At 65.8% G+C, this 24,691-nt stretch carries 20 protein-coding genes and 1 tRNA gene; 3 read left to right on the forward strand and 18 right to left on the reverse strand.

From position 1 onward, the window contains the following. Positions 1–36: 36 nt before the first annotated feature. The 3 genes from H3S97_RS02230 to H3S97_RS02240 all read right to left on the reverse strand — a co-directional run bounded on the left by H3S97_RS02230 (position 37) and on the right by H3S97_RS02240 (position 4,268). Complete coding sequence (locus H3S97_RS02230; RefSeq protein ID WP_198183016.1) at positions 37–1,608, reverse strand: acyl-CoA carboxylase subunit beta; 1,572 nt, start codon at positions 1,606–1,608, stop codon at positions 37–39. Beyond that, positions 1,605–3,440, reverse strand: a complete 1,836-nt coding sequence (locus H3S97_RS02235) for an acetyl/propionyl/methylcrotonyl-CoA carboxylase subunit alpha (protein ID WP_198187951.1) — start codon at positions 3,438–3,440, stop codon at positions 1,605–1,607. Before H3S97_RS02235 ends, H3S97_RS02230 begins: the two co-directional genes overlap by 4 nt. A gap of 66 nt (positions 3,441–3,506) precedes the next feature. Continuing rightward, a complete protein-coding gene (locus tag H3S97_RS02240; protein WP_198219488.1) occupies positions 3,507–4,268 on the reverse strand; it encodes a biotin--[acetyl-CoA-carboxylase] ligase in 762 nt (253 codons plus the stop codon). A gap of 522 nt (positions 4,269–4,790) precedes the next feature. Between H3S97_RS02240 and H3S97_RS02245 the strand changes: the two genes are divergently transcribed. After that, on the forward strand, positions 4,791–6,686 hold the full coding sequence (locus H3S97_RS02245; protein WP_198219489.1) for a DUF6020 family protein: 1,896 nt from the start codon (positions 4,791–4,793) through the stop codon (positions 6,684–6,686). After that, positions 6,683–7,915, forward strand: coding sequence for a PucR family transcriptional regulator (locus H3S97_RS02250; RefSeq protein ID WP_198219490.1), 1,233 nt, complete (start codon positions 6,683–6,685; stop codon positions 7,913–7,915). The genes H3S97_RS02245 and H3S97_RS02250 overlap by 4 nt, the downstream gene beginning before the upstream one ends. Positions 7,916–7,989: 74 nt before the next feature. Here the strand turns inward: H3S97_RS02250 and rplA are convergent, their stop codons facing one another. The 12 genes from rplA to dapE form a co-directional block, all read right to left on the reverse strand. Then, entirely contained in the window at positions 7,990–8,679 is a 690-nt protein-coding gene (gene rplA, locus H3S97_RS02255) for a 50S ribosomal protein L1 (RefSeq protein WP_029678147.1), read from the reverse strand. Positions 8,680–8,743: 64 nt separating this feature from the next. After that, positions 8,744–9,175, reverse strand: coding sequence for a 50S ribosomal protein L11 (gene rplK / locus H3S97_RS02260; RefSeq protein WP_045935776.1), 432 nt, complete (start codon positions 9,173–9,175; stop codon positions 8,744–8,746). A gap of 138 nt (positions 9,176–9,313) precedes the next feature. After that, positions 9,314–10,156, reverse strand: coding sequence for a transcription termination/antitermination protein NusG (gene nusG, locus H3S97_RS02265; RefSeq protein ID WP_045935777.1), 843 nt, complete (start codon positions 10,154–10,156; stop codon positions 9,314–9,316). Positions 10,157–10,186: 30 nt separating this feature from the next. Next, the gene (gene secE / locus H3S97_RS02270; protein WP_029678149.1) at positions 10,187–10,411 is read right to left on the reverse strand and encodes a preprotein translocase subunit SecE; all 225 of its coding nucleotides are present in this window, start codon (positions 10,409–10,411) and stop codon (positions 10,187–10,189) included. Between the two features lie 44 nt (positions 10,412–10,455). Then, positions 10,456–10,531, reverse strand: a tRNA-Trp gene (locus tag H3S97_RS02275). A gap of 120 nt (positions 10,532–10,651) precedes the next feature. After that, positions 10,652–11,860, reverse strand: coding sequence for a pyridoxal phosphate-dependent aminotransferase (locus H3S97_RS02280; RefSeq protein ID WP_198205911.1), 1,209 nt, complete (start codon positions 11,858–11,860; stop codon positions 10,652–10,654). A 43-nt stretch (positions 11,861–11,903) separates the two neighbouring features. Continuing rightward, the gene (gene proB, locus H3S97_RS02285; protein WP_198205712.1) at positions 11,904–13,046 is read right to left on the reverse strand and encodes a glutamate 5-kinase; all 1,143 of its coding nucleotides are present in this window, start codon (positions 13,044–13,046) and stop codon (positions 11,904–11,906) included. Continuing rightward, positions 13,043–14,722, reverse strand: a complete 1,680-nt coding sequence (obgE, locus tag H3S97_RS02290) for a GTPase ObgE (RefSeq protein ID WP_198219491.1) — start codon at positions 14,720–14,722, stop codon at positions 13,043–13,045. Before obgE ends, proB begins: the two co-directional genes overlap by 4 nt. A 141-nt stretch (positions 14,723–14,863) precedes the next feature. Next, a complete protein-coding gene (gene rpmA / locus H3S97_RS02295) occupies positions 14,864–15,115 on the reverse strand; it encodes a 50S ribosomal protein L27 (protein ID WP_015022457.1) in 252 nt (83 codons plus the stop codon). A gap of 32 nt (positions 15,116–15,147) precedes the next feature. Beyond that, complete coding sequence (gene rplU / locus H3S97_RS02300; RefSeq protein WP_024626855.1) at positions 15,148–15,456, reverse strand: 50S ribosomal protein L21; 309 nt, start codon at positions 15,454–15,456, stop codon at positions 15,148–15,150. A 155-nt stretch (positions 15,457–15,611) separates the two neighbouring features. Then, on the reverse strand, positions 15,612–18,287 hold the full coding sequence (locus H3S97_RS02305; protein ID WP_198219492.1) for an Rne/Rng family ribonuclease: 2,676 nt from the start codon (positions 18,285–18,287) through the stop codon (positions 15,612–15,614). Positions 18,288–18,523: 236 nt separating this feature from the next. Next, positions 18,524–19,753, reverse strand: a complete 1,230-nt coding sequence (dapE, locus tag H3S97_RS02310) for a succinyl-diaminopimelate desuccinylase (RefSeq protein WP_198219493.1) — start codon at positions 19,751–19,753, stop codon at positions 18,524–18,526. Positions 19,754–19,897: 144 nt separating this feature from the next. Between dapE and H3S97_RS02315 the strand changes: the two genes are divergently transcribed. Next, positions 19,898–20,842 carry an AEC family transporter gene (locus H3S97_RS02315; protein WP_198219658.1) on the forward strand — a complete coding sequence of 315 codons (945 nt, stop codon included), beginning with the start codon at positions 19,898–19,900 and terminating at the stop codon, positions 20,840–20,842. A gap of 23 nt (positions 20,843–20,865) precedes the next feature. Here H3S97_RS02315 and H3S97_RS02320 read toward each other — a convergent pair whose 3' ends face one another. The 3 genes from H3S97_RS02320 to H3S97_RS02330 are packed head-to-tail and all read right to left on the reverse strand — an operon-like array spanning position 20,866 to position 24,597. Then, positions 20,866–22,215 (reverse strand): Maf family nucleotide pyrophosphatase, encoded by a 1,350-nt coding sequence (locus H3S97_RS02320; protein WP_332468254.1) that lies wholly within the window; start codon positions 22,213–22,215, stop codon positions 20,866–20,868. Further along, a complete protein-coding gene (gene thrB, locus H3S97_RS02325; RefSeq protein ID WP_198219495.1) occupies positions 22,205–23,257 on the reverse strand; it encodes a homoserine kinase in 1,053 nt (350 codons plus the stop codon). The genes H3S97_RS02320 and thrB overlap by 11 nt, the downstream gene beginning before the upstream one ends. Then, positions 23,257–24,597, reverse strand: coding sequence for a homoserine dehydrogenase (locus H3S97_RS02330; protein ID WP_045935783.1), 1,341 nt, complete (start codon positions 24,595–24,597; stop codon positions 23,257–23,259). The genes thrB and H3S97_RS02330 overlap by 1 nt, the downstream gene beginning before the upstream one ends. Positions 24,598–24,691: the final 94 nt, after the last annotated feature.

The raw sequence follows: 24,691 nt of genomic DNA on the forward strand, positions 1-24,691 counted from the left end.
GAGAGTTGGGGATTGCTGATAATGACGAGGGGAAGCTCATAGAGGCTGGTTGCCGTGGTGCTTGTCGTTGACCCTGACGCGCTGCTTGTCTGCCAGGAGGTCCATGGCCTGGATCAGGACCGGTCTGGTCTGCTCCGGGTCGATCATGGCGTCAAGTTCGCCCATCTCCAGGGAGAGATTGGCGTTGACGGTGCTGGTTTCATACTCCTGGGCCAGCCGGTTGCGCAGCTCATCCACGTCCCGGCCGGCCTCCTTGGCCTCCTGCAGGTCGCGCCGGTGGATGATGTTGACCGCGCCCTGGGCCCCCAGCACTGCTATCTGCGAGGAGGGCCAGGCGTAGTTGAGGTCCGCGCCGATGGCCTTGGAGCCCATGACGATGTAGGAGCCGCCGAAGGCCTTGCGCAGCACAATGGTGACCATGGGCACCTGGGCGTTGGCGTAGGCGTAGATGACCTTGGCCCCACGGCGGATGATGCCGGCGTGCTCCTGGTCCGAGCCCGGCTTGTAGCCAGGGGTGTCCACCAGGGTGATGACCGGCAGGTTGAAGGCGTCGCAGAGGCGGACGAAACGGGCCAGCTTCTCGGAGGATTCCACATCCAGGCTGCCCGCGTCCACCATGGGCTGGTTGGCCACGATCCCCACCGGACGGCCCTCCAGGCAGGCGAAGCCCACCACGATAGACCGGGCGTAGAGCTCCTGGACCTGGACCAGCTCACCGTAGTCGACGATGGCATGGATGACGTCCAGCACGTCGTAGGGCTGCCGGTCGTTCTCGGGGATGACCGTGGCCAGTCGTTTGGCGGCCTGGCGCTCGGCATGGCCGGAGATGAAGGCGTACCGGGGAGGCTCCTGGCCGCTGTTGGCAGGCAGGTAGGCCAGCACGGTCCGGGCATAGTCGATGGCGTCGGCCTCGTCCTCGCCCAGGTAGTGGGCCACGCCGGAACGGGTGTTGTGCACGTAGCCGCCGCCCAGCTGGTCCATGCTGATGGTCTCGCCGGTGGCGGCCTTGACCACGTCGGGACCGGTGACGAACATGTCCGAGTTCTCCTTGGTCATGATGATCAGGTCGGTCAGGGCCGGGCAGTAGACGGCACCGCCTGCGCAGGGGCCCAGGATCAGGGAGATCTGCGGGACGAAGCCGCTGGCCTGGCAGGTCTTGCGGAAGATGCGTCCGTACTGGGTCAGGGCGGCCACACCCTCCTGGATGCGGGCGCCTCCCGAGTCGATCATGGCCACGATGGGGACCTTGATCCGCAGGGCCATGTCCATGAGCCGGCAGATCTTCTCACCCTCGGCCCGGCCCAAAGTGCCGCCTCGAACGGAGAAGTCCTGGGCGTAGACGCCGACCTTGCGCCCGTAGACCAGGCCGAAGCCGGTGATGACCGCAGAGCCCGCCCGGTCCCCGGCGATGTCGCCGCCGGCGAAACGGCCCACCTCCTCGAAGGTGTCCTTGTCGAAGAGCAGATCCAGGCGCTCCCGGGCGGTCTGCTTGCCCTTGGCATGCTGACGGTCGCGGGCGTGCTCCTCGGCCTGTTTGGCCAGGGCGGCGGCCCGATGGATGCCCTGGCGCACCGGCTGGGAGCCCAAGGTGGATTCGGTGACGCTCATGCCTGCTCCTCCCCGCCCAGATCCAGGGTGACCAGGGTCTGACCCGGATCCACCCCTTGTGCCACGGACACTTCTATGGTCTTCACGCGGCCCTTGGCCGGGGCATAGACGTAGTTCTCCATCTTCATGGACTCCAGAACCACCAACAGGTCGCCCTTGTCCACCTCCTGGTCGGGGGCCACGTTGATGCGGGTGACCACCGCCTGCATGGTGGCCACGATGACGCCGGACCGGGCCGCATCCTGCCGGGGGGCGCCGGGCTCCTGATCGCGCAGCCCGCGCCCGCGCAGGGGCTGCCGGGGCCGGGAAATGCCGCCGTGGCCGCCGACGCCGCCCATGCCGCCAAGCAGCGACTGGGGCAGAGCAAGCCTGACCCTCTTGTCGTCTATCTCCACGTTGTAGGTCTCCATGGGATCGCTGTCCCTGTCCTGTTCCTGGGCCGAAACGCCGGAGACCGAGGCGGGCTGGCCGCTCCCGTTGGAGGCAGGCTCCACGTTCAGGTAGACCCGTTCCAGCCACTTGGTGGACACGTCGAAGGAGTGCCCGTCCTCGGCGGTGAACTCGGGGTTGGTGAAGATCTTCTGGAAGAGGCCGGCCGGGGTGGGGACCCCGCTGATGCTCATCTCACGCAGGGCCCGACGGACCCTGGCCACGGCCGCCGGACGGTCCTGGGCGGTCACGATCAGCTTGCCCATCATGGAGTCGTCCCTGGGCGAGACCGTGTCGCCCACCTCGACACCCGAATCCACGCGGATGCCGGGGCCGGAGGGCCACTGAATCGACTCGATGGTCCCGGAGCTGGGGGTCAGGTTGGTGGCCGGATCCTCGCTGGTGATGCGCAGCTCGAAACTGTGGCCTCGGGGCGGAGGCGCCACGTTCAGGGAGCCACCGTCGGCGATCCGCAGCTGCTCGCGGACCAGGTCAAGTCCGCAGACCTGCTCGCTGACCGTATGTTCCACCTGCAGCCGGGGGTTGACCTCCATGAAGTAGACGTCGTCCCTGGGGGTGACCAGAAACTCGCAGGTGCCCAGGCCCACGTAACCCACCGTGTCGAACAGGCGGCGGGAGAACCCCTCCAGCTGGGCGATCACGTCGTCGGAGAGGAAGGGGGCCGGCGCCTCCTCAACCAGCTTCTGGTTGCGTCGCTGTACCGAGCAGTCCCTGGTGGAATAGACGGTGAACTGTCCGTGGCTGTCCCTGCCGGACTGGGTCTCCACATGCCGGGCCCGGTCCACGAACTTCTCGATGAAGTAGTCGCCCAGGTCGCCGCCCTGAAGGGCATCATGGTTCATGTAGAAGGTGCGCAGCTCGTCGCTGTCGTTGATCAGGGTGATCCCCCGGCCGCCGCCGCCGTCAGCCTTCTTCATCATGACCGGATAGCCGTGCTCGTCGGCGAAGTCCAGCAGTGGGCGCATGTCGGTGACGGGCTCGCTCAGGCCTGGCACCACGGGCACCCGGGCCCGCTCGGCCACCTTGCAGGCGGTGATCTTGTCACCCAGCTCGTCCAGGACCTCCGGATCCGGCCCCACCCAGGTGATGCCCGCCTCGATCACCTTGCGCGCGAAGGAGGAGAACTCGGACAGGAAGCCATAGCCCGGGTGGAGGGCGTCAGCGCCGGACCTGCGGGCGATGGAGACGATCAGATCCTCGTTCAGATAGGTCTCCATGTTGGTGTCCCCAGGCAGCAGGTAGGCCTCGTCCGCCATCTGGGCATAGGGGGCATCCCGATCCTGGTCGGCATAGACGGCCACGGTGGCGATGCCCATCTCCTGGGCGGTGCGTACAACCCGCAGGGCTATCTCGCCGCGGTTGGCGATCAGCAGTTTTTTCATTCCCCTCTCCTCACTGGTTGTTCAAGGGTGATTTGGACTGACGAAAAGTATGAACAGGGTGGGGATTTAGGCCCCCACAGCGGCCACTTCGGGCAGGACGCCCACGTCTGCCGTGGACACGTCAACCTGGCCGCCGTCGGGCAACCGCACCCACAGGGAGGCGTCCGGATTGATCTGCAGGGCACGGCCCTCCACGGGCTCACCGGCCACAGGAACGACCCTGACCCGCCTGCCCAGCGTCCAGCTGAGTGCGGCAATCCGCGAGCGCAGTCCCTGCGGCCCGTTCAAGGTCCTGTCCAAGGCCCCGTCAATGCCGAAGGGGGCCATCTCCCCGCTCAGGTGCCAGCTGATGGCGTCGACCAGATCGTCGCGCAGGGTCTGGTAGTCGGGCAGGCCCTGGTAATGCAGCTGCAGGGATGTTGACTGCGCAATGGGCAGCGCCTGCCGGGGCAGAAGGAGGTTGATGCCGATGCCGACCGCCAGGGCCGACCAGTCCTGATCCACCCGGACCAGTTCGCAGAGGATGCCCCCCAGCTTGGCCCCGCGGCAGAACAGATCATTGGGCCACTTGAGGGTCAGGACCCGTTCAGGGTCGCCGCCGTCGGCCAGCGGGCAGCCGTGGTGCTCAAGCACGTCCTGGAGGCCTTCCAGAGCGGCCAGTCCCGCCACCATGGGCATCCATCCGCCAAAGGGTCCGGTCAGCAGGCTGGTGGGCAGCGGCAGGGCCCAAGTGGCCAGCAGGGAACGTCGAGGCTGATTGACCCAGGTTCGGGCAAGACGACCGCGGCACCGGGACTGCGCATCCGCAACCGCTACGCTCAGCGGCATGGTGCTCCCCCCGGCGCCCGGCCATCGCCGAATACCTTTACTTGCGACTCTTCCCTCGTATCGTGTAGTCGTAGAAACACCCTGGAGGGCATTTTTTCGAGGCCTATCTTCGGCTTTTCCCCTTGTGCCAGAGGCCAGTCCCTTCACGGTCCCCGTGCTCGTCGTCGATTCACCGCCCCCAAACAGCCGCTCGACCCGGTCGCGCGCATCCGAATACGTCGAGGCTTCCAGAGCATGAGCCACGAGCGTATTGGTCGAATCGACGGTGTCGAGCACCACGATCGAGGAGATTACGCCACTGTCCAGCGATGCCGATGGCTGCCACTTGATATTCTGATGAGGCACGCGTTCCACTATACGGCACAAGGGGTCAGCCCTGGTAGCGAGCCACCCACAAAAGCGGCGGCCGGTTTTTGTATCTTTTCACAGGGGACCCCTGGATGGCCCTGAGCGCATCCTCGGATGGGCACTGGATAAAATGGGGAAGCCGTAGACCAGGCACGACCCGCGAAAGGGGTTCTTTTGAGCGCAGACAGCGGAAGGGCGCAAGCGAGAGAGGCGGGCGAACAACAACCTGTGCAGACATCCGCCTTGCAGACCGGGAGGCCTGGTTCCCGTGCATCCCGGACCGTCGGCCTGGTCCTGGCCCTGCTGGCCTGCCTCTGGGTTGCCTTCTGCACCGGTCTGGGCCCCATCTACCGTCAGCAGGGTTCGCTGACACAGGTGGGCTTGCCCCAGGTGCTGATCATGCTGGGCACCCTGGCCCTCTGTCTGGCTGTAGTGCTGGTCTGCCGCCGGATTCTGCTGGGTCGCGAGCCTATCAGGATGCCACAGCGATTGACCGCCCTGGCACAGCGCCCGCGGATGCGTGCCTACGCGGCCTTCATCACCCGGCAAACCAGCGGCTGGCGGCCCATCATGCGTCTGCTCCTGCTGGGATGGGCCTGGGCCTTTCTCACCCTGCTGGCCGCCTACGGGGCCGACCTGTACGCACAGGCCCAGGAATGCGCCAACTTCCTGGCCCAGCTGCAGGGCGATCAGCCTCCCTACGGCGGCAATGCCTTCACCCAGATGGACGTCTACCCCATAGGCCACTACCTGTGGCCGGGGCACCCCACCTTCCTGACCGACCAGCACAACATGGTGCTGACCTTGTTCTACGGGATGACCATCATGGCCTCCAACCATCTGACCGGATCCTATGATGCGGGCATCGTGCTCCTGGCAGGGCTGCAGGTGATCTTCGCCGCTTTCTGCTGCGCCGTCACTGCCGACCGCTTCCTGCGCGGGAGCGGAACCGAACATACCGGGGCACTGGCCCGCACCCTGGTCATGCTCTTCTTCCTCCTCTCCCCCTTCGTGGTCTTCAGCACCTTCAGCCTGACCAAGTCCCCCCTCTTCGCCTTCGCCTTCATCTGGTGGTTCGGCATCTGGCACCAGCTGGAGTCTGTGGACAAGAACTCACCGCTCTACGCCAGCCAAGTGGCCCGACTGCGGCCCGCCCTCGCCTTGAGCACCCTGATCATGCTGATCAGCGCCAAGTACGCCCTCTACATCGTCCTGGCCCAGCTGGTCCTGGCCCTGATCGTCCACCATCGCCAATGGGCCACCATCCTGATAGGGCTTCTGCTGCCCCTGGTCCTGTTCACGGGGGTGACCGGGGCTCTGACGGCTACGGGGACGGTCATCCAGGGTGACCCTGTGGAGAGCCGCAGCATCCAGCTGCAGCAGATCGCCCGGGTGGCCCAGCGCAACCCCCAGGGGATTCCGGCCCAGGCGAGGGCCGACCTCGAGCCCATCATGGACCTGGACAATGCCGCCATCCAATACACCCCCTGGGAGGCCGACCGGGTCAAGTCCTCGGGCAACCAGCCCAAACTGATCGTCTATCGCTGGAGGACCGTCACGCCTGAGCAGCTGTCCCGGCTGAATCGGGCCTGGCTCCAGGTGGGACTGCGCAACCCGGTGATCTACCTGGATGCCTTCATGGCCGAGTCCTACGGCTACTTCGACCCCGGCGACCCTGCCTACGTGGCCATGTCCTACTACCTGAACAACGGCTACGTGCAGAACTCGGGCTCCTGGCTGGCGACCTGGTGCCACGACTGGCGCAACGGGGTGACCGGATTCGTCAGAACCTGGGCTGACACCCCCCTGCTGGGCCTGGTGGCGCGTGCCAACTTCTGGGTGGTGGCCGCCCTGCTGCTGATCGTCGCCCGCCTGGCAGCCGGTCACTGGCGCGGGGCCCTCCGCTGGTTCCCCCTCCTGCTGATCATGGGGGTCATGATCACGGCCCCAGCCAACAACTTCGAACGGCACATGCTGCCGGTGGACATGGTGGTGCCCTTCCTGATCCTGGACATGGTCCGGCAGAGCCGCCGTGCCCGCGCCGCAAACCTGATGGACCGGCCGACATGATCGGCAAGCCGAAGCGGTCCAGACCGAAGGACGACTACCCTGCCGAGGCGCAGCAAGCTCGCCAGGTACCTGCCGCCTCCGATGCCGCCATGGAGCGGATCCTCCGAAAGACGCTGGACCATCTGGAGGAGGCGCTGCCCTGGGCCAGATCCCTGCCCGCCGACGGGCGCAGAACCTTGGAGGGGGCCATCCGAACAGCTCTGGACGACCTGCTGACCCGACTCGACTCCCAAGGCAAAGAAGAGGGCGAAGTCCCCTCCCCCGTGCCAGCCGAACTCTCCAGGAGCCTGGGCCCGCACCGGGCCATGGAGCTGACCCGGGTCATTCTGGACATGCTTGAGGAGGCTGGCCGGACCATGGAGGCCGAAGGGGAACGGTCCACGCTGGTCTACGCCCGTCAAGCCGCCACCGCAGCAGCCGGTCTCTACGCCGACCTGGCCGAGGCAAGAAACGGACGCAAGGCCACAACGGAGTCCAGGATCATCCGGCATTTGATTGAGCAAACGGCGGATACACGGACCGTTGACGATTTGGCCCAGCTGGGCTGGCCGACCGAGTTCGACTGCTTCGCCGTCGTTGGCGAGGCCCAAGGCAACGACGAGGGACAGGGCATGGAGAACGCCCGCCAGCCCATCCATACCACGGTGGCTCATGAAGGCGGCAGGGCGCTGGTGGGCGAGAACGAAGGGCTCATGGTGGTTCTGATCGATCCCAACCGGTCGGGCACCCCGGCCGACTTCTGCGCATCCATCCTGCGCTTCTTCGCCGACGAGTCAGCTGTCTGCCTGGGACCTTTCCACCATGGAATCTCCGGTGCGGAAGCCTCCATCCGAGCCGCACTGAGCACCCATGCGGCGGCTCCAGCAGTGGCCGACCCCATCACCGCCGCCCTGCCCAGACCACTGCACGCCGACGACCTGCTGCCTGAACGAGCCCTGAACGGGGACAGGGACGCTGCCGACCAGCTCTACCAGGAGGTCTATCTGAGCCTGGCCGGACAGGATCCGGACGGGCCCCTGCCGACCACCCTGCTCACCTTCCTGCGCTCGGGCAACTCGCTGGAGGTCACCGCCAAGAAGCTGGGAATCCATCCCAACACCGTGCGCTACCGGCTCAGGCGTTGCGTGGAGGTGACCGGCTGGGACGCCATGGACCCCCGAGAATCCTTCGTCCTGCAGGCGGCCCTGATCATCGGCAGAATCCGCAGGTCGCATCCGGGCGCCGACTGACTGGCACCTGGCCAAGATATAAAAAGAGCGGGGACCCGAAGGTCTCCCGCCCTGGAAGTATCAGCCGAACCGGCTCAGAGCACCGCGATGTCCAGGGGGACGCCCGGGCCCATGGTGGTGGTGACGGTGGCCTTGGTGATGTAACGGCCCTTGACCGTGGCCGGCTTCAGGCGCTTGATCTCCTCATCGACCGCGTGGAAGTTCTCCTCCAGAGCCTGCTGCTCGAAGGAGACCTTGCCCACGGGGAAGCTCAGGTTGCCGTTCTTATCCACACGGAACTCGATACGTCCGGCCTTGATTTCGGTGACCGCCTTGGCCACATCCATGGTCACGGTGCCGGTCTTGGGGTTGGGCATGAGGCCACGGGGGCCAAGCACGCGGCCCAGACGGCCGACCTTGCCCATCATGTCGGGGGTGGCCACCACAGCATCGAAGTCCAGGTAGCCGCCGGCGACCCTGGTCACCAGCTCGTCGTCGCCCACCTCGTCGGCTCCGGCCTCGGCGGCTGCAGTCGCCTGGGGGCCACGGGCGAAGACCAGGACGCGCACGGTCTTGCCGGTGCCGTTGGGCAGGCTGACGGTGCCGCGGACCAGCTGGTCGGCCTTACGGGGGTCCACGTTCAGGCGGTAGACGGCCTCCACGGTCTCGTCAAACCCGCGCTTGGGCATGCTCTTGAGCAGGGCGATGCCCTCCTCGGGGGTGTACAGGTTGGTGCGATCGACCTTCTCGGCCGCCTCGCGGTACTTCTTGGAACGCTTGGTCATCTGCTTCTCCTATCAGCAGTCGCGGTGCGGGCAAGCGTATGCCCTACCGCTCACAACGAAAATTTCAGTCGGTGACGGTGATGCCCATGGAACGGGCGGTGCCTTCGATGATCTTCATTCCGGCCTCGACGTCACGGGCCGACAGATCCTCCATCTTGGTCTGGGCGATCTCGCGGACCTGGGCCTTGGTGACGGATCCCACCTTGGTGGTCAGCGGGTTGCCGGCACCCTTGGAGACACCGGCCGCCTTGCGCAGCAGGTCGGCTGCCGGCGGGGTCTTGGTGACGAAGGTGAAGGAACGATCCTCGTAGACGGTGATGATGCAGGGGATGACCTGGCCCATCTTGTCCTTGGTGGCATCGTTGTACTGCTTGCAGAAGTCCATGATGTTCACGCCGTGGGAACCCAGTGCCGGACCCAGCGGGGGCGCGGGGTTGGCCTTGCCGGCCTCTATCTGCACCTTGATCAGCGCGGTGACTTTCTTCTTTGCAGCCATATGCTGGTTCTTCTTTCTACGAAGCGGTGATGTCGGAGACCATCGGTCCCCTCCCGCAACCTGTTCTTTCCAAATGCGCTCCACAGGGGAGCGCAAGCCTAACGATTATCGCATCGACCGGGGACCGGCCGACGGCGCTCAGACGATCTTCTCGACCTGGTCGAATCCCAGCTCCACGGGGGTGTCCCTGCCGAAGATGGAGACCAGAACGGTCAGCTTCTGTGTAGTGGGCTCCACGTCGGAGACCACGGCGGCCATGGTGGCGAAGGGTCCTTCGGTGACGGTGACCTGATCGCCGACGGCGTAGGAGACCTCCACCGTGCGCTTCTTGGCGGCCTCGGGCTTGTCCCCAGCGGCCTTCAGGGCCTCGGAGGCAATCATTGGGGCCATCATCTGGACGACCTCCTTGCGTGTCAGCGGAGCCGGCTCCTTGCTGGGGCCGACGAACCCGGTGACGCCCTCGGTATCGCGGATGATGCGGCGGGCGTTCTCGTCGGGCCACATGCGAATCAGCACATAGCCGGGCACACGCACGCGGGTGACGACCTTCTTGCCCTTGTCGGTGTGCTTCTCGACCTCCTCCATGGGAATCTCCACCTGGAAGACCTTGTCCTCCAGGCCGAAGGAGGCCACGCGGGACTCCACATTGGCCTTGACGCGCTTCTCGTAGCCCGAGTATGTGTGCAGAACGTACCACTTGCCCTCAAGGGTGCGTAGCTTCTTGGAGAACTCGTCCACGGCACGCTGACCGGGATCCTCCTGGTCGGCCTGGTCGTCGGAATCGGAAGAATCGTCCTGGGTGTCCTTGGCCTGGGCGGATTCGGCGGGTGTGCCGTCCTGCCCGGCCTGTTCAGAAGGGGACCCGAGAGACTGATCCTGGACCTGGGCATCCTCCTGCGTGGGGGCATCGTCGGACGCCGACGGGACCGACTCGGCGGCCTGATCGGGGTCCAATCCCTCTCTGGTCAGATCATCACTCATGGATCACTCCACCTTCTACCTTGTCACGGCTCAGCCAAATATCAGGAAGGCCAGTTTGCCCAGCCCGAAGTCCATCACGGTCACGAAGACCATCAGCAGCAGCACAAAGATGAAGACGGCCACGGACCAGCCCACCAGTTCCTTGCCCGTGGGGGTCACGACCTTGCGGATCTCATCGATGACCTGCTTGATGAAGAGCCCGATACGCATGAAGAAGTTCGGCTTGGCTTCCTCAGCCCCATCCTTCTGTGCCATGGTCATCCGTCCTTCGTTTGTTCTGCATCATCTGCTGCAAGCCTTGGCAGGGAAGGCGGGACTCGAACCCACAACCTACGGTTTTGGAGACCGTTGCGCTACCAATTGCGCCACTTCCCTATCGGAACTTTCCACCAGCCTACTCGGCAGGGAGGAAAAACCGCCAAATCGCTAGTTTAGCCTAAAGGGTGGATTGAGTCCAACCGTGTTGCCCCGATAGCATTTTGCCCAGGAGCCGGATCAGACGCTGACCCATTCCCCAAGTCGCCGCATGCCCTCGGCCAGGTCGTCGTCGGCCAGCGCGTAGGAGAAGCGCAGGCAGCCGGGCGCACCAAAGGCCTCACCAGGCACGGCCGCCACCTGGATCTGCTCCAGGATGACCTCGGCCAGCTCGCCCGAGGTGGCGCAGACCGTGCCCTGCGGACCCACTGGCCGATTCAGCAGACCGGTCACGTCGGCAAAGGCGTAGAAAGCGCCCAGGGGTTCAGGGCAGGTCACCCCCTCCATGGCGTTCAAGGCATCCACGATGGCCCGTCGACGCAGTGCGAAGGCCGACCGCATGGCCTCAACGTCCTCCAGACCGCCGGTCAGGGCAGCCAGAGCCGCCTGCTGGGAGACGTTGGCCACGTTGGAGGTCATATGCCCCTGAAGCTTGGCGGCCGCCTGGGCCACCGGCAGGGGTGCAACCAGCCAGCCCACCCGCCAGCCGGTCATGGCATAGGTCTTGGCAACACCGTTGACCACGATCAGCTGATCGCGCACCTGCGGCACCAGAGCGCCCGGATAGGGGGTACCCGCCCCCTGGTAGGTCAGGTGCTCATAGATTTCGTCGCTGATCACCCAGATCTGGTGTTCCATGGCCCAGCGGTCCACGGCAGCCACCAGGTCGTCGTCCCAAATCGCCCCGGTTGGATTGGCAGGCAGGTTGAGAATGATGGCACGTGTGCGCTCGGTCCGGGCCGCCTCCAGCTGTTCAAGCCTGGGGATATAGCCCTGGTCGGCTCCGCTGAGCACCGGGACCGGCCGACCGCCAGCCAGCAGGACCATCTGGGGATAGCTGGTCCAATAGGGTGCGGGAATGATGACCTCATCGCCGGGGTTCAAGAGGATCTGGAAGGTCTCGTAGACGGCCTGCTTGCCGCCGTTGGTGACCACCACCTGATCCGGGTCGATCCGGTAGCCCGAGTCGCGCAAGGTCTTGTCGGCGATGGCCTGCTTCAATTGGGGCAGACCAGCCGTAGGCGTATAGCGGTGGTTGCGCGGATCCAGACAGGCGCGGGCCGCCGCCTGCACGATGTGGTCAGGCGTGGGAAAGTTGGGTTCGCCGGCACCGAAGCTGATCACATTCATGCCCTGGGCCTTCATGGCCTTGGCTTTTGAATCCACGGCCAGGGTGGCACTGGGGGCCACCGCATCTATGCGTCTGCTCAGGGTCTGCCATTGCGCCATAGTCATGCTGCCATGCTACCGCCCAGCACCCCCAGGGCTGTGCTCAGACCAGGACCAGAGAGTCCCGATGCACCAGCGGGTGGGCATAGTGGGCACCCAGTCGGCGGCGGAGCTCCTTGGTGTTCAGGCCCAGCATGTCCTGGGCCTCCTCGGAGTCGTAGCCGGACAGGCCCTTGGCCACCTGGTGACCGGACTCATCGTGGATCCAGACCGGGTCCCCGGCCGAGAACTCACCCTGGACCGATCTGGCACCAGCTGCCAGCAGACTGGCCCTTCCGCCGCGCAGGGCTTTGACAGCCCCCTGATCCACCAGATAGCCACCCCGGGGCCGGGAGGCGAACTTGATCCAGAGCCGGTGCGAGGAGCCCCGCGGACGGATGGGGGCGAAGAGGGTGCCCACCCGATCCCCGGCCAGGGCAGGACCTGCAAGGTCGGCGCGGGTCAGGACCACGGGCATGCCGGAGGCCGCAGCAATCCGAGCCGCCTCCAGCTTGGTGGACATGCCCCCGGTTCCCAGTCCGGAGACGGAACCCTGGGCATCCACCTGGTCCATGATGGCCGCCACATCGGGCACGAAGCCGATTCTGCGCGCCCCTGGCCTGGATGGGGGCTCGGTGTAGAGGGCATCCACATCAGTGAGCAGGACCAGGGCATCGGCGCTGACGATGTTGGCAATCAAGGCCGAAAGATGGTCGTTGTCGCCGAATCGAATCTCATTGCTGGCCAGGGCATCGTTCTCGTTGACGATGGGGGTGACCCCCAGATCCAGCAGACGGCAGAGGGTGCGCCGGGCGTTGCGGTACTGGACGGCATGGGTGGTGTCACGGGCGGTGATCAGGATCTGGCCAACACGCAGGCCATAGCGGGCGAAGGCGGTCTCGTACTGGGCCATGAGCAGACCCTGGCCCACCGAGGCCGTAGCCTGCTGGGTGGCCACGTCACCGGGGCGTTGGTCAAACCCCAGGGTGCCGAAGCCGGCGGCGATGGCCCCGGAGGTGACCAGGACCAGGCGAGCGCCATCCAGAGCAGCCGAGGCCAGGGCCCCTACCAGCGAGCGCAGGCGGCCAAGGTCCAGGTGCCCGTGGGGATCGGTCAGGGAACTGGATCCCACCTTGACCACCATGGTGCGGGCCTGGGCCACCCGGGAGCGGACCGCTGCCTCGTCGGATCCCTCCCCTCCGGTCATTGCCCGGCCTCCTCCGAACCGGCGGACTCCGAGTCCCCGCGCCCCAGCAGACCCTGCCTGTCGTGGGGATCGTCGTCCACGGAGGGGTCGGCCCAGTGTCCCTGGCGCCGCTCCTGCTCCATGACCTGACGCACCGCCTGCCGGGCGTCCATCATCTGGTGGTACTGGCGGCGGCGTTCGCTGTTGGTACGGCGGCGGTTGAGCCCCTGGCTCTCCTCCAGACGCAGGTCACGGCCCCGGGCCACCTGGGGGGTGCCGTCCAGCATTTCGGCCCCGGCAGCCACGCTCGGATCCCAGTCGAAGGCCACCGCATCGTCACCAGGACCGATGCGGACCTCGTCCCCGGGTCTGGCTCCGGCCTTGCGCAGGGCATCCTCCACACCCATCCGGGCCAGGCAGTCGGCCAGATAGCCCACGGCCTCCTCGTTGTCGAAGTTGGTCTGGCGCACCCAGCGCTCGGGCTTGGCTCCGCAGACCCTGAACCAGGTCTGTCCGGACCGGGTCTGATGCCGCTCAAGAGTGAAATCGCCGGACCGGTCGCCTCTCCTGCGCCGCCGCTCCAGGGGGTGGATGACCACGCGCTCCTGCTGCCTGGCTTCCTGCTGCTCCTGCAGCTGCCTGCGCAGACGGTCCACCAGACCGGCCAGGTAGTAACCCAGTTCCTTGAGCCCCTGATGCGAGGCTGTGGAGACTATGAAGACCTTGAGACCCAGGGCCTCGAAGTCAGGCCTTACGAATTCGGCCAGTTCGCGGGCCTCCGGCAGGTCGGCCTTGTTGAGGATGATCACCCTGGGCCGCTCAGCCATGGGGATGGCCCCCAGCGGAAGCTCCAGGCGGTCGGCATAGCGGGAGAGCTCCTCCTCCAGGGCCCGATAGTCGCCCATGGGGTCCCGATCAGGCTCCAGGGTGGCGCAATCAATGACGTGGGCGATGATCTCGGTGCGCTCGATGTGCCTCAGAAACTCCAGCCCAAGGCCCTTGCCCTGGGACGCCCCCGGAATCAGCCCTGGCACATCGGCCATGGTGAAACGGCTCTCCCCTGCCTGGACCACGCCCAGGTTGGGTACCAGGGTAGTGAATGGGTAGTCGGCGATCTTGGGCCGGGCCGCGCTCATGGCCGCCACCAGGCTTGACTTGCCTGCGCTGGGGAAACCGACCAGGGCCACATCGGCGATGGATTTGAGCTCCAGCACCAGGTCGCGTTCCTGCCCGGGGTCCCCCAGCAGTGCGAAGCCGGGGGCACGTCTGGCCTTGGTGGCCAGGGAGCGGTTGCCCAGGCCTCCCACGCCGCCCTGGGCCGCCACGAACCGGTCCCCTGCATGAGCCAGATCGGCCAGGCGCTCACCCGGCTGCTTGCGCTCGCCCTGGCCGCCCTTGGCGGTGAAGACCACAGTGCCGACAGGGACCGGCAAAATCAGATCCTGGCCACGGCTGCCGTCCTTGTCGCCACCCAGACCCATGGTGCCTGATTCGGCCTGGCGATGCGGCAGGAAGCGGTAGTCCAGCAGACTGGTGGCGTTGGCATCGGCCTGAAGAATGACCGAGCCGCCCTGGCCGCCATCGCCCCCATCGGGTCCGGCCAGAGGCTTGTACTTCTCGCGGCGGATGGAGGAAGCCCCATTGCCGCCGTCGCCACCCTTGACATGGACGGTGACCTGATCCACAAATGCACTCATAGGGGCCCATGGTACTCAATCCGGCCTGACATGCGGCCCCTGAGAGCTGAATGCCCGGCATCTCCATACATAGGCAGAACATATACAAAAAGGCCACCCCTATGACAGGGATGGCCTTTGGCCGATGCCGATAAGGGGCAATCAGGCGGTAAGCACGTCAACGACCTTGCGGTCACGCCGGTTGGCGAACCGAACCGTTCCGTCCGTCAGGGCGAAGAGGGTGTGGTCCTTGCCCAGGCCGACGTTCTGGCCGGGATGGAACTTGGTGCCACGCTGGCGAACGATGATGTTGCCGGCCACTACGGCCTCGCCGCCGAACTTCTTGACGCCCAGGTACTGTGCATTCGAATCGCGCCCGTTGCGTGAGCTGGACGCGCCCTTCTTATGTGCCATGTCTGGTTCCTTTCCTACCTCGACCTAGGCCCTCAGGCGATGGCCGTGATCTTGACCACGGTCTGCTTCTGGCGGTGGCCCTTGCGGCGCGCCACGCCGGTCTTGTTCTTGAACTTCTGGATGTTGATCTTGGGGCCCTTGGCCTCATCGTCCACGACCTCGCCCTTGACGGAGATCTTGGCCAGATCCTTGGCGGCCATGGTCACCTTGGATCCATCGACGACCAGCGCGACCGGAAATTCGACCGACTCGCCCTTCCTGGCAGCCAGACGGTTGACCGTGATCTGGTCACCGACCTCGACCTTCTCCTGATGGCCTCCGGCCTTCACAATCGCGTACATAGCCCTACCTTGCCTGTTGTCCAAAGCTGTATGCGCCCGGCATCCGAGTCCTGCCATGCAATTGACGAACCCGTCCAGACACCAGCTAACCAGTATAGAAGCAAACACACCGCGTCGTCAAATGTGCCTGCCCCGCCGACAAAACGAAATTCAGTTTATGACTCCTTGGCGACATCCGCCGTCCCAGCCTGGGCATCGTCCTCGTCCGACGCCGCCTGGGCCGCCGCAGCGATCCTGGCCAGCTTGGCCTTGACGGCAGGAGTCGAACCTGTGGACAGGGTCTCCTTGGCAGAGGAGCCATGCCCATGCTTGTTGGTCTTGACGAAAGGATCGCCGCCCTTGACCGCGTATGGATCGGCATAGGAGGCGGAGATGGTCGGCTTGTCGTGGAGGATGAAGCCTCGGCCATGGCAGGTGGGGCACTCCTCGGAGAAGGCCTCGACCAGACCCTGGCCCACACGCTTGCGCGTCATCTGCACCAGCCCCAGGGAGGTGACCTCGGCCACCTGATGCTTGGTGCGGTCCCGGGCCAGGCACTCCACCAGGCGGCGCAGGACCAGGTCGCGGTTGGCCGGCATGACCATATCCACATAGTCGATCATGATCATGCCGCCGATGTCGCGCAGGCGCAGCTGCCGGGCAATCTCCTCGGAGGCCTCCAGGTTGCAGCGGGTCACCGTCTCCTCCAGGGACTTGCCCTTGCCGATGAAGCGGCCCGTGTTCACATCGATGGTGGTCATGGCCTCGGTGCGGTCGATGACCAGGGAGCCACCGGAGGGCAGGTAGACCTGGCGCTCCATACCCTTGCGCAGCTGGCTGTCGATGCTCCAGCGGTCGAAGACATCCTTGCCCTGGTGCTCGGCAGGATCCCAGTGCTCGAGCTTCTCCTCCAGGTCGGGCGCCATGGTCTCCAGGTAGTTGCGGACCCTCTCGTAGACCCCCTGGCCCTGGACCACGAGCTTGGCGAAGTCGTCGTTGAAGATGTCGCGGACCACGCGGATGGCCACGTCCGGCTCACCCTGCAGAAGCTTGGGGCGCTTGCCGTGCAGGAACTCCTTGCGCTTGTCCTCAATCTTGCTCCACTGACGCTGCAGGTTCTCCAGGTCCTTGGTCAGGGCCTCCTCGCTGGCCCCTTCTGCCGCGGTTCGGATGATGACGCCCATGTCCTTGGGAGCCACCCTGGAGACGATGCTCTTGAGGCGGGAACGCTCATGGTCGGGCAGCTTGCGGCTGACACCCGTCATGCCGCCCGAGGGGACCAGGACCAGGAAACGGCCGGCCAGCGTGACCTGCGAGGTCAGGCGGGCGCCCTTGTGGCCGATGGGGTCCTTGGTGACCTGGACCAGCACGGGGTCGCCGGACTTGAAGGCCAGCTCGATCCGCCGGGGCTGGCCCTCCAGACGGGTGGAGTCCCAGTTGACCTCGCCGGCGTAGAGCACGCCGTTGCGGGCCTGGCCGATGTCCACGAAGGCGGCCTCCATGCTGGGCAGGACGTTCTGGACCCGGCCCAGGTAGATGTTGCCGACAGTGGAGACCTCCTGGATGTCGGAGACATAGTGCTCGACCAGGATGTCATCCTCGATGACCGAGATCTGGGTGTGGTGCTCCTTTTCGCGCACCACCATCAGACGGTTGACGTTTTCACGGCGGGCCAAGAAGTCCTGCTCGACCAGCTGGGACTGACGGGAACGCTCGCGGCGGTTGTCCCGCCGACGCTGCTTCTTGGCCTCCAGGCGGGTGGAGCCCTCCACGTCGGTGATCTCGTCGATATATTGCTGCTTGCGCGAACGGCGGGTGCCGGACTCCTCGGACTCGCCCTCAGCGGATTTGGAACCCCTGCGACGGCGACGGCGACGGGTCAGCGGAGCCTCGTCCTCGTCATCCTTGTCCTTCTCCTGCTCGTGCCCGCGACGGCGGCGACGGGTGGGAGCGGACTTCTCGGAGTCCTCGTCATCGCTCTTGGAACGGCGGCGGCGACGGGTATGGGTGCCGGACTCCTGCTGGTCCTCGTCCTGCTCCTGGTCCCCGTCGACCACGAAGGTGATGCCCTCGTGGTCCAGATCCTCCTCGATGCGCTCCACCTCGTCGGCGGCCCTGCGCTCCTCGGCGTTGAGCCTGCGGGAACGGCGCGAGCCGCCCTCCGAAGTGTTCCTGGATCTGCTCCGGCGGGAGGTCTTGGATGACTGCTCGGTATCCTCGTCCTCCTCATCCCGTTCCTCGCGCTCATCCTGCTCAGGCCGGGAGGCGGGTATGACGGGCTCCTGGAAGAGCAGGGATGTCATGGGGCGGGGACGAGAGGCACGGGCGGCGCGCGGACGCTCATCCTGCTCCTCGGCCTTCCGGCCTGTTCTCTGGCTGCGGCCCGAGGTCAGAGCCTCCACAGCCTCGAGGGCACGTTCCTGACGGTCCTGATCAGGTTCGCCCTCCGGGGCATGCTCTTCGGTGCGTCGACGGGCAGTGGTTCGGGTGCGACGACGAGTGGTCGTCCTGGTCGGCTTGGACTCGCTCTCATCCTCCTGGGCATCCTGGCTGGAGTGTTCCTGCACGCTCTGATCGGCAGCCTGATCCTCCTTGGGCTTGCGGGTGCGACGACGACGGGTGGCGGAGGGCTTGGACTCGTCCTCCTCCTTGGGCTTGCGGGAGGTCTTGTGCTTCTCGGCCTCGACCTTCACGGGCACGTCGGCACCAGCGGCACCGGCCACCCTGACCACACGCCGTCCAGAGCGGCGACGAGTGCCGGAACCGGTGGTCTGGTCGACCTGCCGCCCCTGCCCATCACTGATGGCGGGCCTATTCTCCTGGGTATCCTCATTATTCGTTTTTTCGGGCACAATGCTCCTTGCGGCACGCCGCCTCGCGCCGCTCTCACGGTTCCGATCCGTCCTCACGCTGCACTCTCACTGCAACCGCGCACCTACGTACGCCCGTTCGAAACGCCTTGGCAAAAAGTCTTCCTGACGCAGGCGGACACCGACGCCCGTACGGATCACTGGGTCTCCGTCCGGGGGGATCAACGCCTACGCTGCAAGTGGTCAGGCAGAACCACCGTCATCTAGTATGGCACAGTTCAGCGGCCATCAGGTCCATTGAGCCACTCGACCAGTATCGCTTCCAGCCTGACCAGGTCATCCAGGGGCACCTGTTCGTCGGCCTTGTGGGCCAGCAGGGGGTTCCCCGCGCCCAGATTGACGGCTGGTAGGCCGAGGGCTGAAAACCGCGCTACATCGGTCCATCCCAGCTTGGCGCGAGGCTGTTGACCCGTGGTCCGGGCAACCAGGTCCGCCAGCGAACGCGCCCATGGCGAATCCAGACCCGGACGGGCCGCGGGAGATTCATCGCACATGCGCACCGAGAATCCCTGGAAGACCCCGCCGCGGGCCATATGCTCGCCATTGCCCAGCTCGGCGCCTGTCCCCTGGCCCATCATCAGCTCCTTGGCCTGGGCCAGGCTCTTGTCGGGAGCGAACCGGTAGTTGACATGCACCCGGCAGCGGTCGGGAATGACGTTGGTGCCCAGACCGCCTTCGATCATGGTGGCGTTGAGCCCCTCCCGGTAGTCCAGGCCGTCCACCCGAACCGTGGCCGGACGATACTGCTCCAGCCGGTCCAGAATGGGCGCGGCCGCGTGGATGGCATTGCTGCCCATCCAGGAACGGGCGGAGTGGGCCGCCGTACCGTGGGTGATCAGGTCGAATCGCATGGTTCCGTTACAGCCGGCCTCGATGGCGCAGTCGGTGGGCTCGCCGATGATGGCGAAATCCCCCTGCACCCAGTCGGGGTGGGCGGCCACCACCCGACCCAGCCCGTTCAGGTCGGCCTGGACCTCCTCATGGTCGTAGAAGACGAAGGTCAGGTCATAGACCGGCTCCTGCAGGGTGAGCGCCAGATGGAGGAAGACGGCATCCGAGGCCTTCATGTCGGCGGTACCCCGGCCGTAGAGCACCCGGGATCCGGGGTGGGCGGCGGCCGGATCGGTGCGGATATGCGGATCGCCGGGCTCCAGCCAGCGCGGGGGCAAGTTCCCATCCACGGGCACGGTGTCCAGATGCCCGGCAAGGACGATGCGGTGGGGACGGCCCAGCTGGGTGGAGGCCACGACCGTGTCGCCCAGCCGACGGACCAAGAGGCCAGAGCATGAGGACAGGGCCCTCTGGACGGCATCGGCCAGGGCGGTTTCCTGACCACTGACCGAGTTCAGGGCGGTCATGGCCTCCAGTATGCTTGCCAGGGCCTGGGCTGGTTCTGCCCCCCGGGCGCCGGCGAGAAGATCAATATCCGTCTGTGTGTTCTTGGCCATAGTGCCATGCTAGCGGGCCGAAGGAGCGCGGATGGACCTGCAGCCGCAAGTATGGGCTCCGGGTGGCACAATAGGGACGACGGAAGCGGTGGCCCTCCGCCTGGGAGGCCGCCGTCCACCATGCGAGACGAGGAGGATGCCGGAGTGCCTGGACTGCTCAGTGCCATGGAAGGGTTCTTCATCATCGGCGTGGTCATCGCCGTGGGCTATGTGGCCGCCCGCTTCCATGTAGGCGGTCCCACGGCCCAGCTGGTGCTCAACAAATACTCCTTCTTTGTGTCAACGCCCTGCCTGATGTTCGCCATCCTCTCCAAACAGAAGCTGTCGGTCATCTTCCACCCCAGCATCATCGTGGCCTTCCTGTCGGCGGCGGCCGTGGGTCTGCTCTTCGTGGCCTTGAACGCGACCAGCTTCCACCTGCCGGCCGCCGAAGCCACCATCGGCGCTCTGGACTCCCTCTATTTGAACTCCAACAACATCGGGCTGCCTGTAGCCACCTATATTCTGGGCAATCCCACACTGGTGGCACCCATCCTGGTCATGCAACAGGCCCTGTTCACCCCCATCGGATTGACCGTTCTGGACGCGACCACCTCCGGCAAGCTCTCGGTCAAAACCATCCTCAAACAGCCTCTGAAGCAGCCCATCCTCATCGGCTCCATAGACGGCATAGTGATATCGGCCATCAGCGCCCAGGTCGGTCATTTCGTCATCCCCGACTTCGTCTACAAGCCCATCGACATGATCGGGCAGTCGGCCGTGCCCATGATCCTCATGGCCTTCGGCATGTCCCTGCGGGGTTCGCGACCCATGGGCCAGGGCACCGACCGTCGTGCCACCCTGTGCGCGGTGATCCTGAAGAATCTGGTCATGCCCATGATCGCCTACCTGCTGGCCCGGTTCATGATGGGCTTCAGCGGGGCTGAGCTGTACGGGTGCGTGGTTCTGGCGGCCCTGCCCACCGGCCAGAACGTCTACAATTATGCGGCCCGCTACGAGGTGGGAACCACCTTCGCCAGGGATGGCATCCTGCTGAGCACGATCAGCTCGCCCGTGATCATCGCCCTGGTCGCCCTGCTCCTGAGCTGATACGCCTGAGCAAGGCCTCCTGCTCAGCCTTCGGCCGCCAGGGCCTCCAAGCGTTGCCGGAAGTGCGGCCAATCCTGTCCGAAGGCCTTGAGCAGGGGCAGGTCCACGACCTTGTCCAGGTCCACCCATTCCAGGGCAATGCTCTCGTCGTCATTCATGCGGGGATCGACCTGGTGGCCGGGACGCTCGAAGGCCAGGATGGTCGTGTAACCCCAGGGACCGTGGTCCTCCAGGTAGGAACCCACCACCTGAATGTCCTCCGGGCGGATGTTGGCCTCCTCATAGCTCTCGCGTAGGCCGCCCTCCAGGGGATTCTCCCCGTCGGAGATGGCGCCGCCCGGCACGCCCCAGGTGCCGCCCTCGGCGCTCCAGCGGGCCCGGTGCTGCAGAAGCACGCTGACGGGTGCGCCCGTGCGGGCATCACGCCTGGCCAGCAAGACGCCGGCAGCCCCGTTGAGCCCCCAGTGCCGCCTGCCACAGGCACACTCCACCCACCCGTCGCCAGGCTGGTGGACGTTCTCCGCAGGGGCGACCAGCCCTTCAGAGCCATGCGTCGATCCGCCCGGCTGCCGCCGCTCTGGTAGGACCCGCTGGGCCCACAGGTCAGGCCAGGAGACGCCCAGCTCCTGGGCCAGGGCGCGCAGGGTGGGCATGCTCAATCCCATCACTCCGCTGGGATCGCCCTTGATGCCCTGGATGAAAGCGCTGCCCAATCCCTCCAGGGTGAAGGAGCCGGCCACCTCCAGGGGTTCGCCGGTGGCCACATAGGCCTGCATGGAGGCCCGGTCATAGTCTCCGAAGGTCACTTGGGCGCTGCTGACCGCCCGGACCCGTCGGCCGGTGGCCAGATCAATCAGACAGTGGCCGGTGACCAGGGTGCCTGTTCGGCCGCGCATGGCCATCAGCCGCTCCAGAGCACGCTCCGGCTTATGGGGCTTGCCCATGACGGCGCCGTCCACACTGAACAGCGAGTCGCACCCCAGCAGGAGGGGCCCACGCCCGGCTCCGAGCATCCCGCCCCAGGTCCCGATGACCTGGCTCATGGGATCCCTGGAGGATACATCCGAATCGTCCTGGCTCAGAGGCCTAAAAGTGACCAGGTCGCCCCGCGAGCGCCTTTCGGCATCCTTGACGGCATCCATGGTCGTTTGGACAGCCGAAGCCTTGGCCTCAGCCAGGACGCTGACCCGTTCGCGCACATCCAGGTCGTCCAGGTGACAGCCCAGTTCACGGGCCCGTTCCGCCAGGACGGCCGGCTCATCCACCTTTGAGGGTCGGATGATGGGGTCGATGCCCGCCTGGACCAGAAGCCGACGCCTTGAGGGGGAGGATGATGCCAGGATGAGCGGAATATGCCTGTCTTCAGTGTTCACGATTGCCTTCCTGGTCCCGTTCCACCTGGACCCCCTTGCCATCCACGTCCAAGGACAGGATCCGCCAGCGGCCGGAATCCAGATAGTCCTTGGCAAGGATCCGCAGCTCGTTTTCAGCATCCCCGTAGTGCAGGACGATAATGCAGGGCCCGGCTCCGGAGACTGCCGCCGCATAGCCCTGACGGCGAAGGAGCTGCAGGAGCTTGGTTGAGGAGGGCATGAGCCCGGCCCGGTATGGCTGATGGAGCCGGTCCTGGGTGGCTACGAAGAGCAGGGCGTTGGTCCTGGCAGGCTGCTCGGCTGCCTCTGTCGTCAGGTCATCCAGGGACCCGGGGTTCAGAGCGCCGGGGATCAGGGCCACCCGCGACAGATTGTGGACGGCATCCGCGTAAGGCACCCGGTTGGGCAGGGCCTGCCGGGCCTTCTGCGTGGACAGATGGGCGCCAGGGACGAAGATGGTGGCTTTGATGGCCGGGTCCACCTTGTAGCGCAGGGTGTGGTAGCCGCCCTCCAAGGGCGCACCCCCGGCTATGGGCAGGGAACCCACACCCTCGCCGGTGGCCAGATCGTAGGAGACGGTCAGACCCCCGTAGACGGCAGGCGCCACGTTGTCGGGATGCCCCTCGATCTGGGCGGCCAGTGCGAAGACGGCATCACGACGCAGGGGACCGGCGTGGGCGAAGGCCGCAGCCGCCGCGATCCCGGCCACGATGGCCTCGGCGCTGGATCCCAACCCCCTGGCCTGGGGGATGCGGTTGACGGCGCGCATGATGAAGCCGAACCTTGGCAGCCCGAAGACCTGGCAGGCCCGCCGGAAGGCGGAGACGACCAGATGTGTCTCGTCTCGGGGCAGGGTCCGCTCGCCCTCACCCTTGATAACGACATAGGCGGTGGTGTCGCCCGGGTCCACGGAACAGGTGAAGACGATCTCGTCATGGTAGTCCAGCGCAAGGCCGACCGCGTCAAAACCTGATCCCAGGTTGGCGCTGGTGGCCGGCACACGCACCCGCACAGTGGATGGACCCTCTGCAGCAGCGGTCATCATTGGGCCTGCCGATCGAAGACACGCAGGATGGATGCCTGCCCGGTGACCGAATCGAAGGTGGAAATCCGCTCGACCACCCGCCGCAGGGTCACCTCGTCGCACAGGTGGGTGACCACGCGCAGCTGCTGGATCTCGCCGCTGTAGCCCGGGTCATGCAGGGTGGGCTTGATGTCCTGGTTGACTCCGTTGATGGAGATGCCCGCCTCGGAAAAGACCTGGGCGATGGCCGCCAGCACGCCAGGCTTGTCGTGAATGAGGAAACGGACGGCAAAGGCGGCCCGGGATGCATCCAGCGGAGCCATGGGGATGTTGGCGTACATGGGGATCCCCGGACCCATGCCATGCTGGACGATGTGGCGGGCCTCGGTGACCACGTCCCCCACAACGGCTGATGCTGTGGGCGCTCCCCCGGCACCCCGGCCGTAGAACATGAGGTCGTCGGCGGCCCTGGCGGTGACAAAAACGGCATTGAAGCTGCCATGGACCGAGGCCAGAGGGTGGCTGTCGGGAATCAGCGCCGGGTAGACCCGGGCGGAGATGCCCTGTTCGCCACGTTCGGCCACGGCCAGAAGCTTGATGACCCGGTGTTCGGTCTGTGCTGCCGCAATATCGTCAGCGGTGATGGCGCGGATGCCCTCCACGGGGACATCATCCAGGCGCACATCGGTATGGAAGGCCAGCGTGGCCATGATGGCGGCCTTGGCGGCTGCATCCAGCCCGTCCACATCGGCAGTGGGGTCCGCCTCGGCGAAACCCTTGGCCTGGGCGTCGCGCAGGGCCTGGTCGAATTGAAGACCCTTGGTGGTCATCTCATCCAGAATGTAGTTGGTGGTTCCGTTGACAATGCCCACCAGGCTGGTGATGCCGTCACCCACCAGGGATTCGCGCAGGGGCCGTACGATGGGGATGGCCCCGCCCACGGCCGCCTCGAAGTAGATATCGACGCCCCGCTCTTCGGCAGCCCGGTAGAGCTCGGGACCGTGCTGGGCCAGCAGGGCCTTGTTGGCGGTGACCACGCTGGCTCCGGACTCAATGGCCTTGAGCAGCAGGGTGCGGGCCGGCTCGATGCCGCCGATCAGTTCGATGACGATGTCCGCCCGGGTGACCAGACCGGCTGAGTCTGTGGTCAGCAGGGACGGATCGATCCAATCAGCCTTGACCTTGTCGGGGTGGAGGACGGCGATGCCCACCAGCTGCAGGGGACGACCCACTCGGCTGGCCAGATCCTGGCTCTGTTCCACCAGGAGGCGAGCGGTCTGGGAACCCACGGTCCCTGCCCCTAGAAGTGCTATGCGGATAGGCCTGACGGCCTCCTGCTGCTGCGTATTCGTGGGCATATGGATCCTCCATCCGCCCCAACGGGGCCGGTCACCGTGTGTTGCTCCATCTTAGAAAGCCAATCCGACACCCGTATCCACCCCGGCGGCCGTT

Origin of the sequence: Bifidobacterium choladohabitans (assembly GCF_016102005.1) — a bacterium.
Classification (GTDB): domain Bacteria; phylum Actinomycetota; class Actinomycetes; order Actinomycetales; family Bifidobacteriaceae; genus Bombiscardovia; species Bombiscardovia choladohabitans.

Bases quoted from the DNA above. Each gene is read 5' to 3' on its own strand.
- H3S97_RS02230 (WP_198183016.1), bottom strand. From the start codon at position 1,608: ATGAGCGTCACCGAATCCACCTTGGGCTCCCAGCCGGTGCGCCAGGGC.
- H3S97_RS02235 (WP_198187951.1), bottom strand. From the start codon at position 3,440: ATGAAAAAACTGCTGATCGCCAACCGCGGCGAGATAGCCCTGCGGGTT.
- H3S97_RS02240 (WP_198219488.1), bottom strand. From the start codon at position 4,268: ATGCCGCTGAGCGTAGCGGTTGCGGATGCGCAGTCCCGGTGCCGCGGT.
- H3S97_RS02250 (WP_198219490.1), top strand. From the start codon at position 6,683: ATGATCGGCAAGCCGAAGCGGTCCAGACCGAAGGACGACTACCCTGCC.
- rplA (WP_029678147.1), bottom strand. From the start codon at position 8,679: ATGACCAAGCGTTCCAAGAAGTACCGCGAGGCGGCCGAGAAGGTCGAT.
- rplK (WP_045935776.1), bottom strand. From the start codon at position 9,175: ATGGCTGCAAAGAAGAAAGTCACCGCGCTGATCAAGGTGCAGATAGAG.
- nusG (WP_045935777.1), bottom strand. From the start codon at position 10,156: ATGAGTGATGATCTGACCAGAGAGGGATTGGACCCCGATCAGGCCGCC.
- secE (WP_029678149.1), bottom strand. From the start codon at position 10,411: ATGGCACAGAAGGATGGGGCTGAGGAAGCCAAGCCGAACTTCTTCATG.
- H3S97_RS02280 (WP_198205911.1), bottom strand. From the start codon at position 11,860: ATGGCGCAATGGCAGACCCTGAGCAGACGCATAGATGCGGTGGCCCCC.
- proB (WP_198205712.1), bottom strand. From the start codon at position 13,046: ATGACCGGAGGGGAGGGATCCGACGAGGCAGCGGTCCGCTCCCGGGTG.
- obgE (WP_198219491.1), bottom strand. From the start codon at position 14,722: ATGAGTGCATTTGTGGATCAGGTCACCGTCCATGTCAAGGGTGGCGAC.
- rpmA (WP_015022457.1), bottom strand. From the start codon at position 15,115: ATGGCACATAAGAAGGGCGCGTCCAGCTCACGCAACGGGCGCGATTCG.
- rplU (WP_024626855.1), bottom strand. From the start codon at position 15,456: ATGTACGCGATTGTGAAGGCCGGAGGCCATCAGGAGAAGGTCGAGGTC.
- dapE (WP_198219493.1), bottom strand. From the start codon at position 19,753: ATGGCCAAGAACACACAGACGGATATTGATCTTCTCGCCGGCGCCCGG.
- thrB (WP_198219495.1), bottom strand. From the start codon at position 23,257: ATGACCGCTGCTGCAGAGGGTCCATCCACTGTGCGGGTGCGTGTGCCG.
- H3S97_RS02330 (WP_045935783.1), bottom strand. From the start codon at position 24,597: ATGCCCACGAATACGCAGCAGCAGGAGGCCGTCAGGCCTATCCGCATA.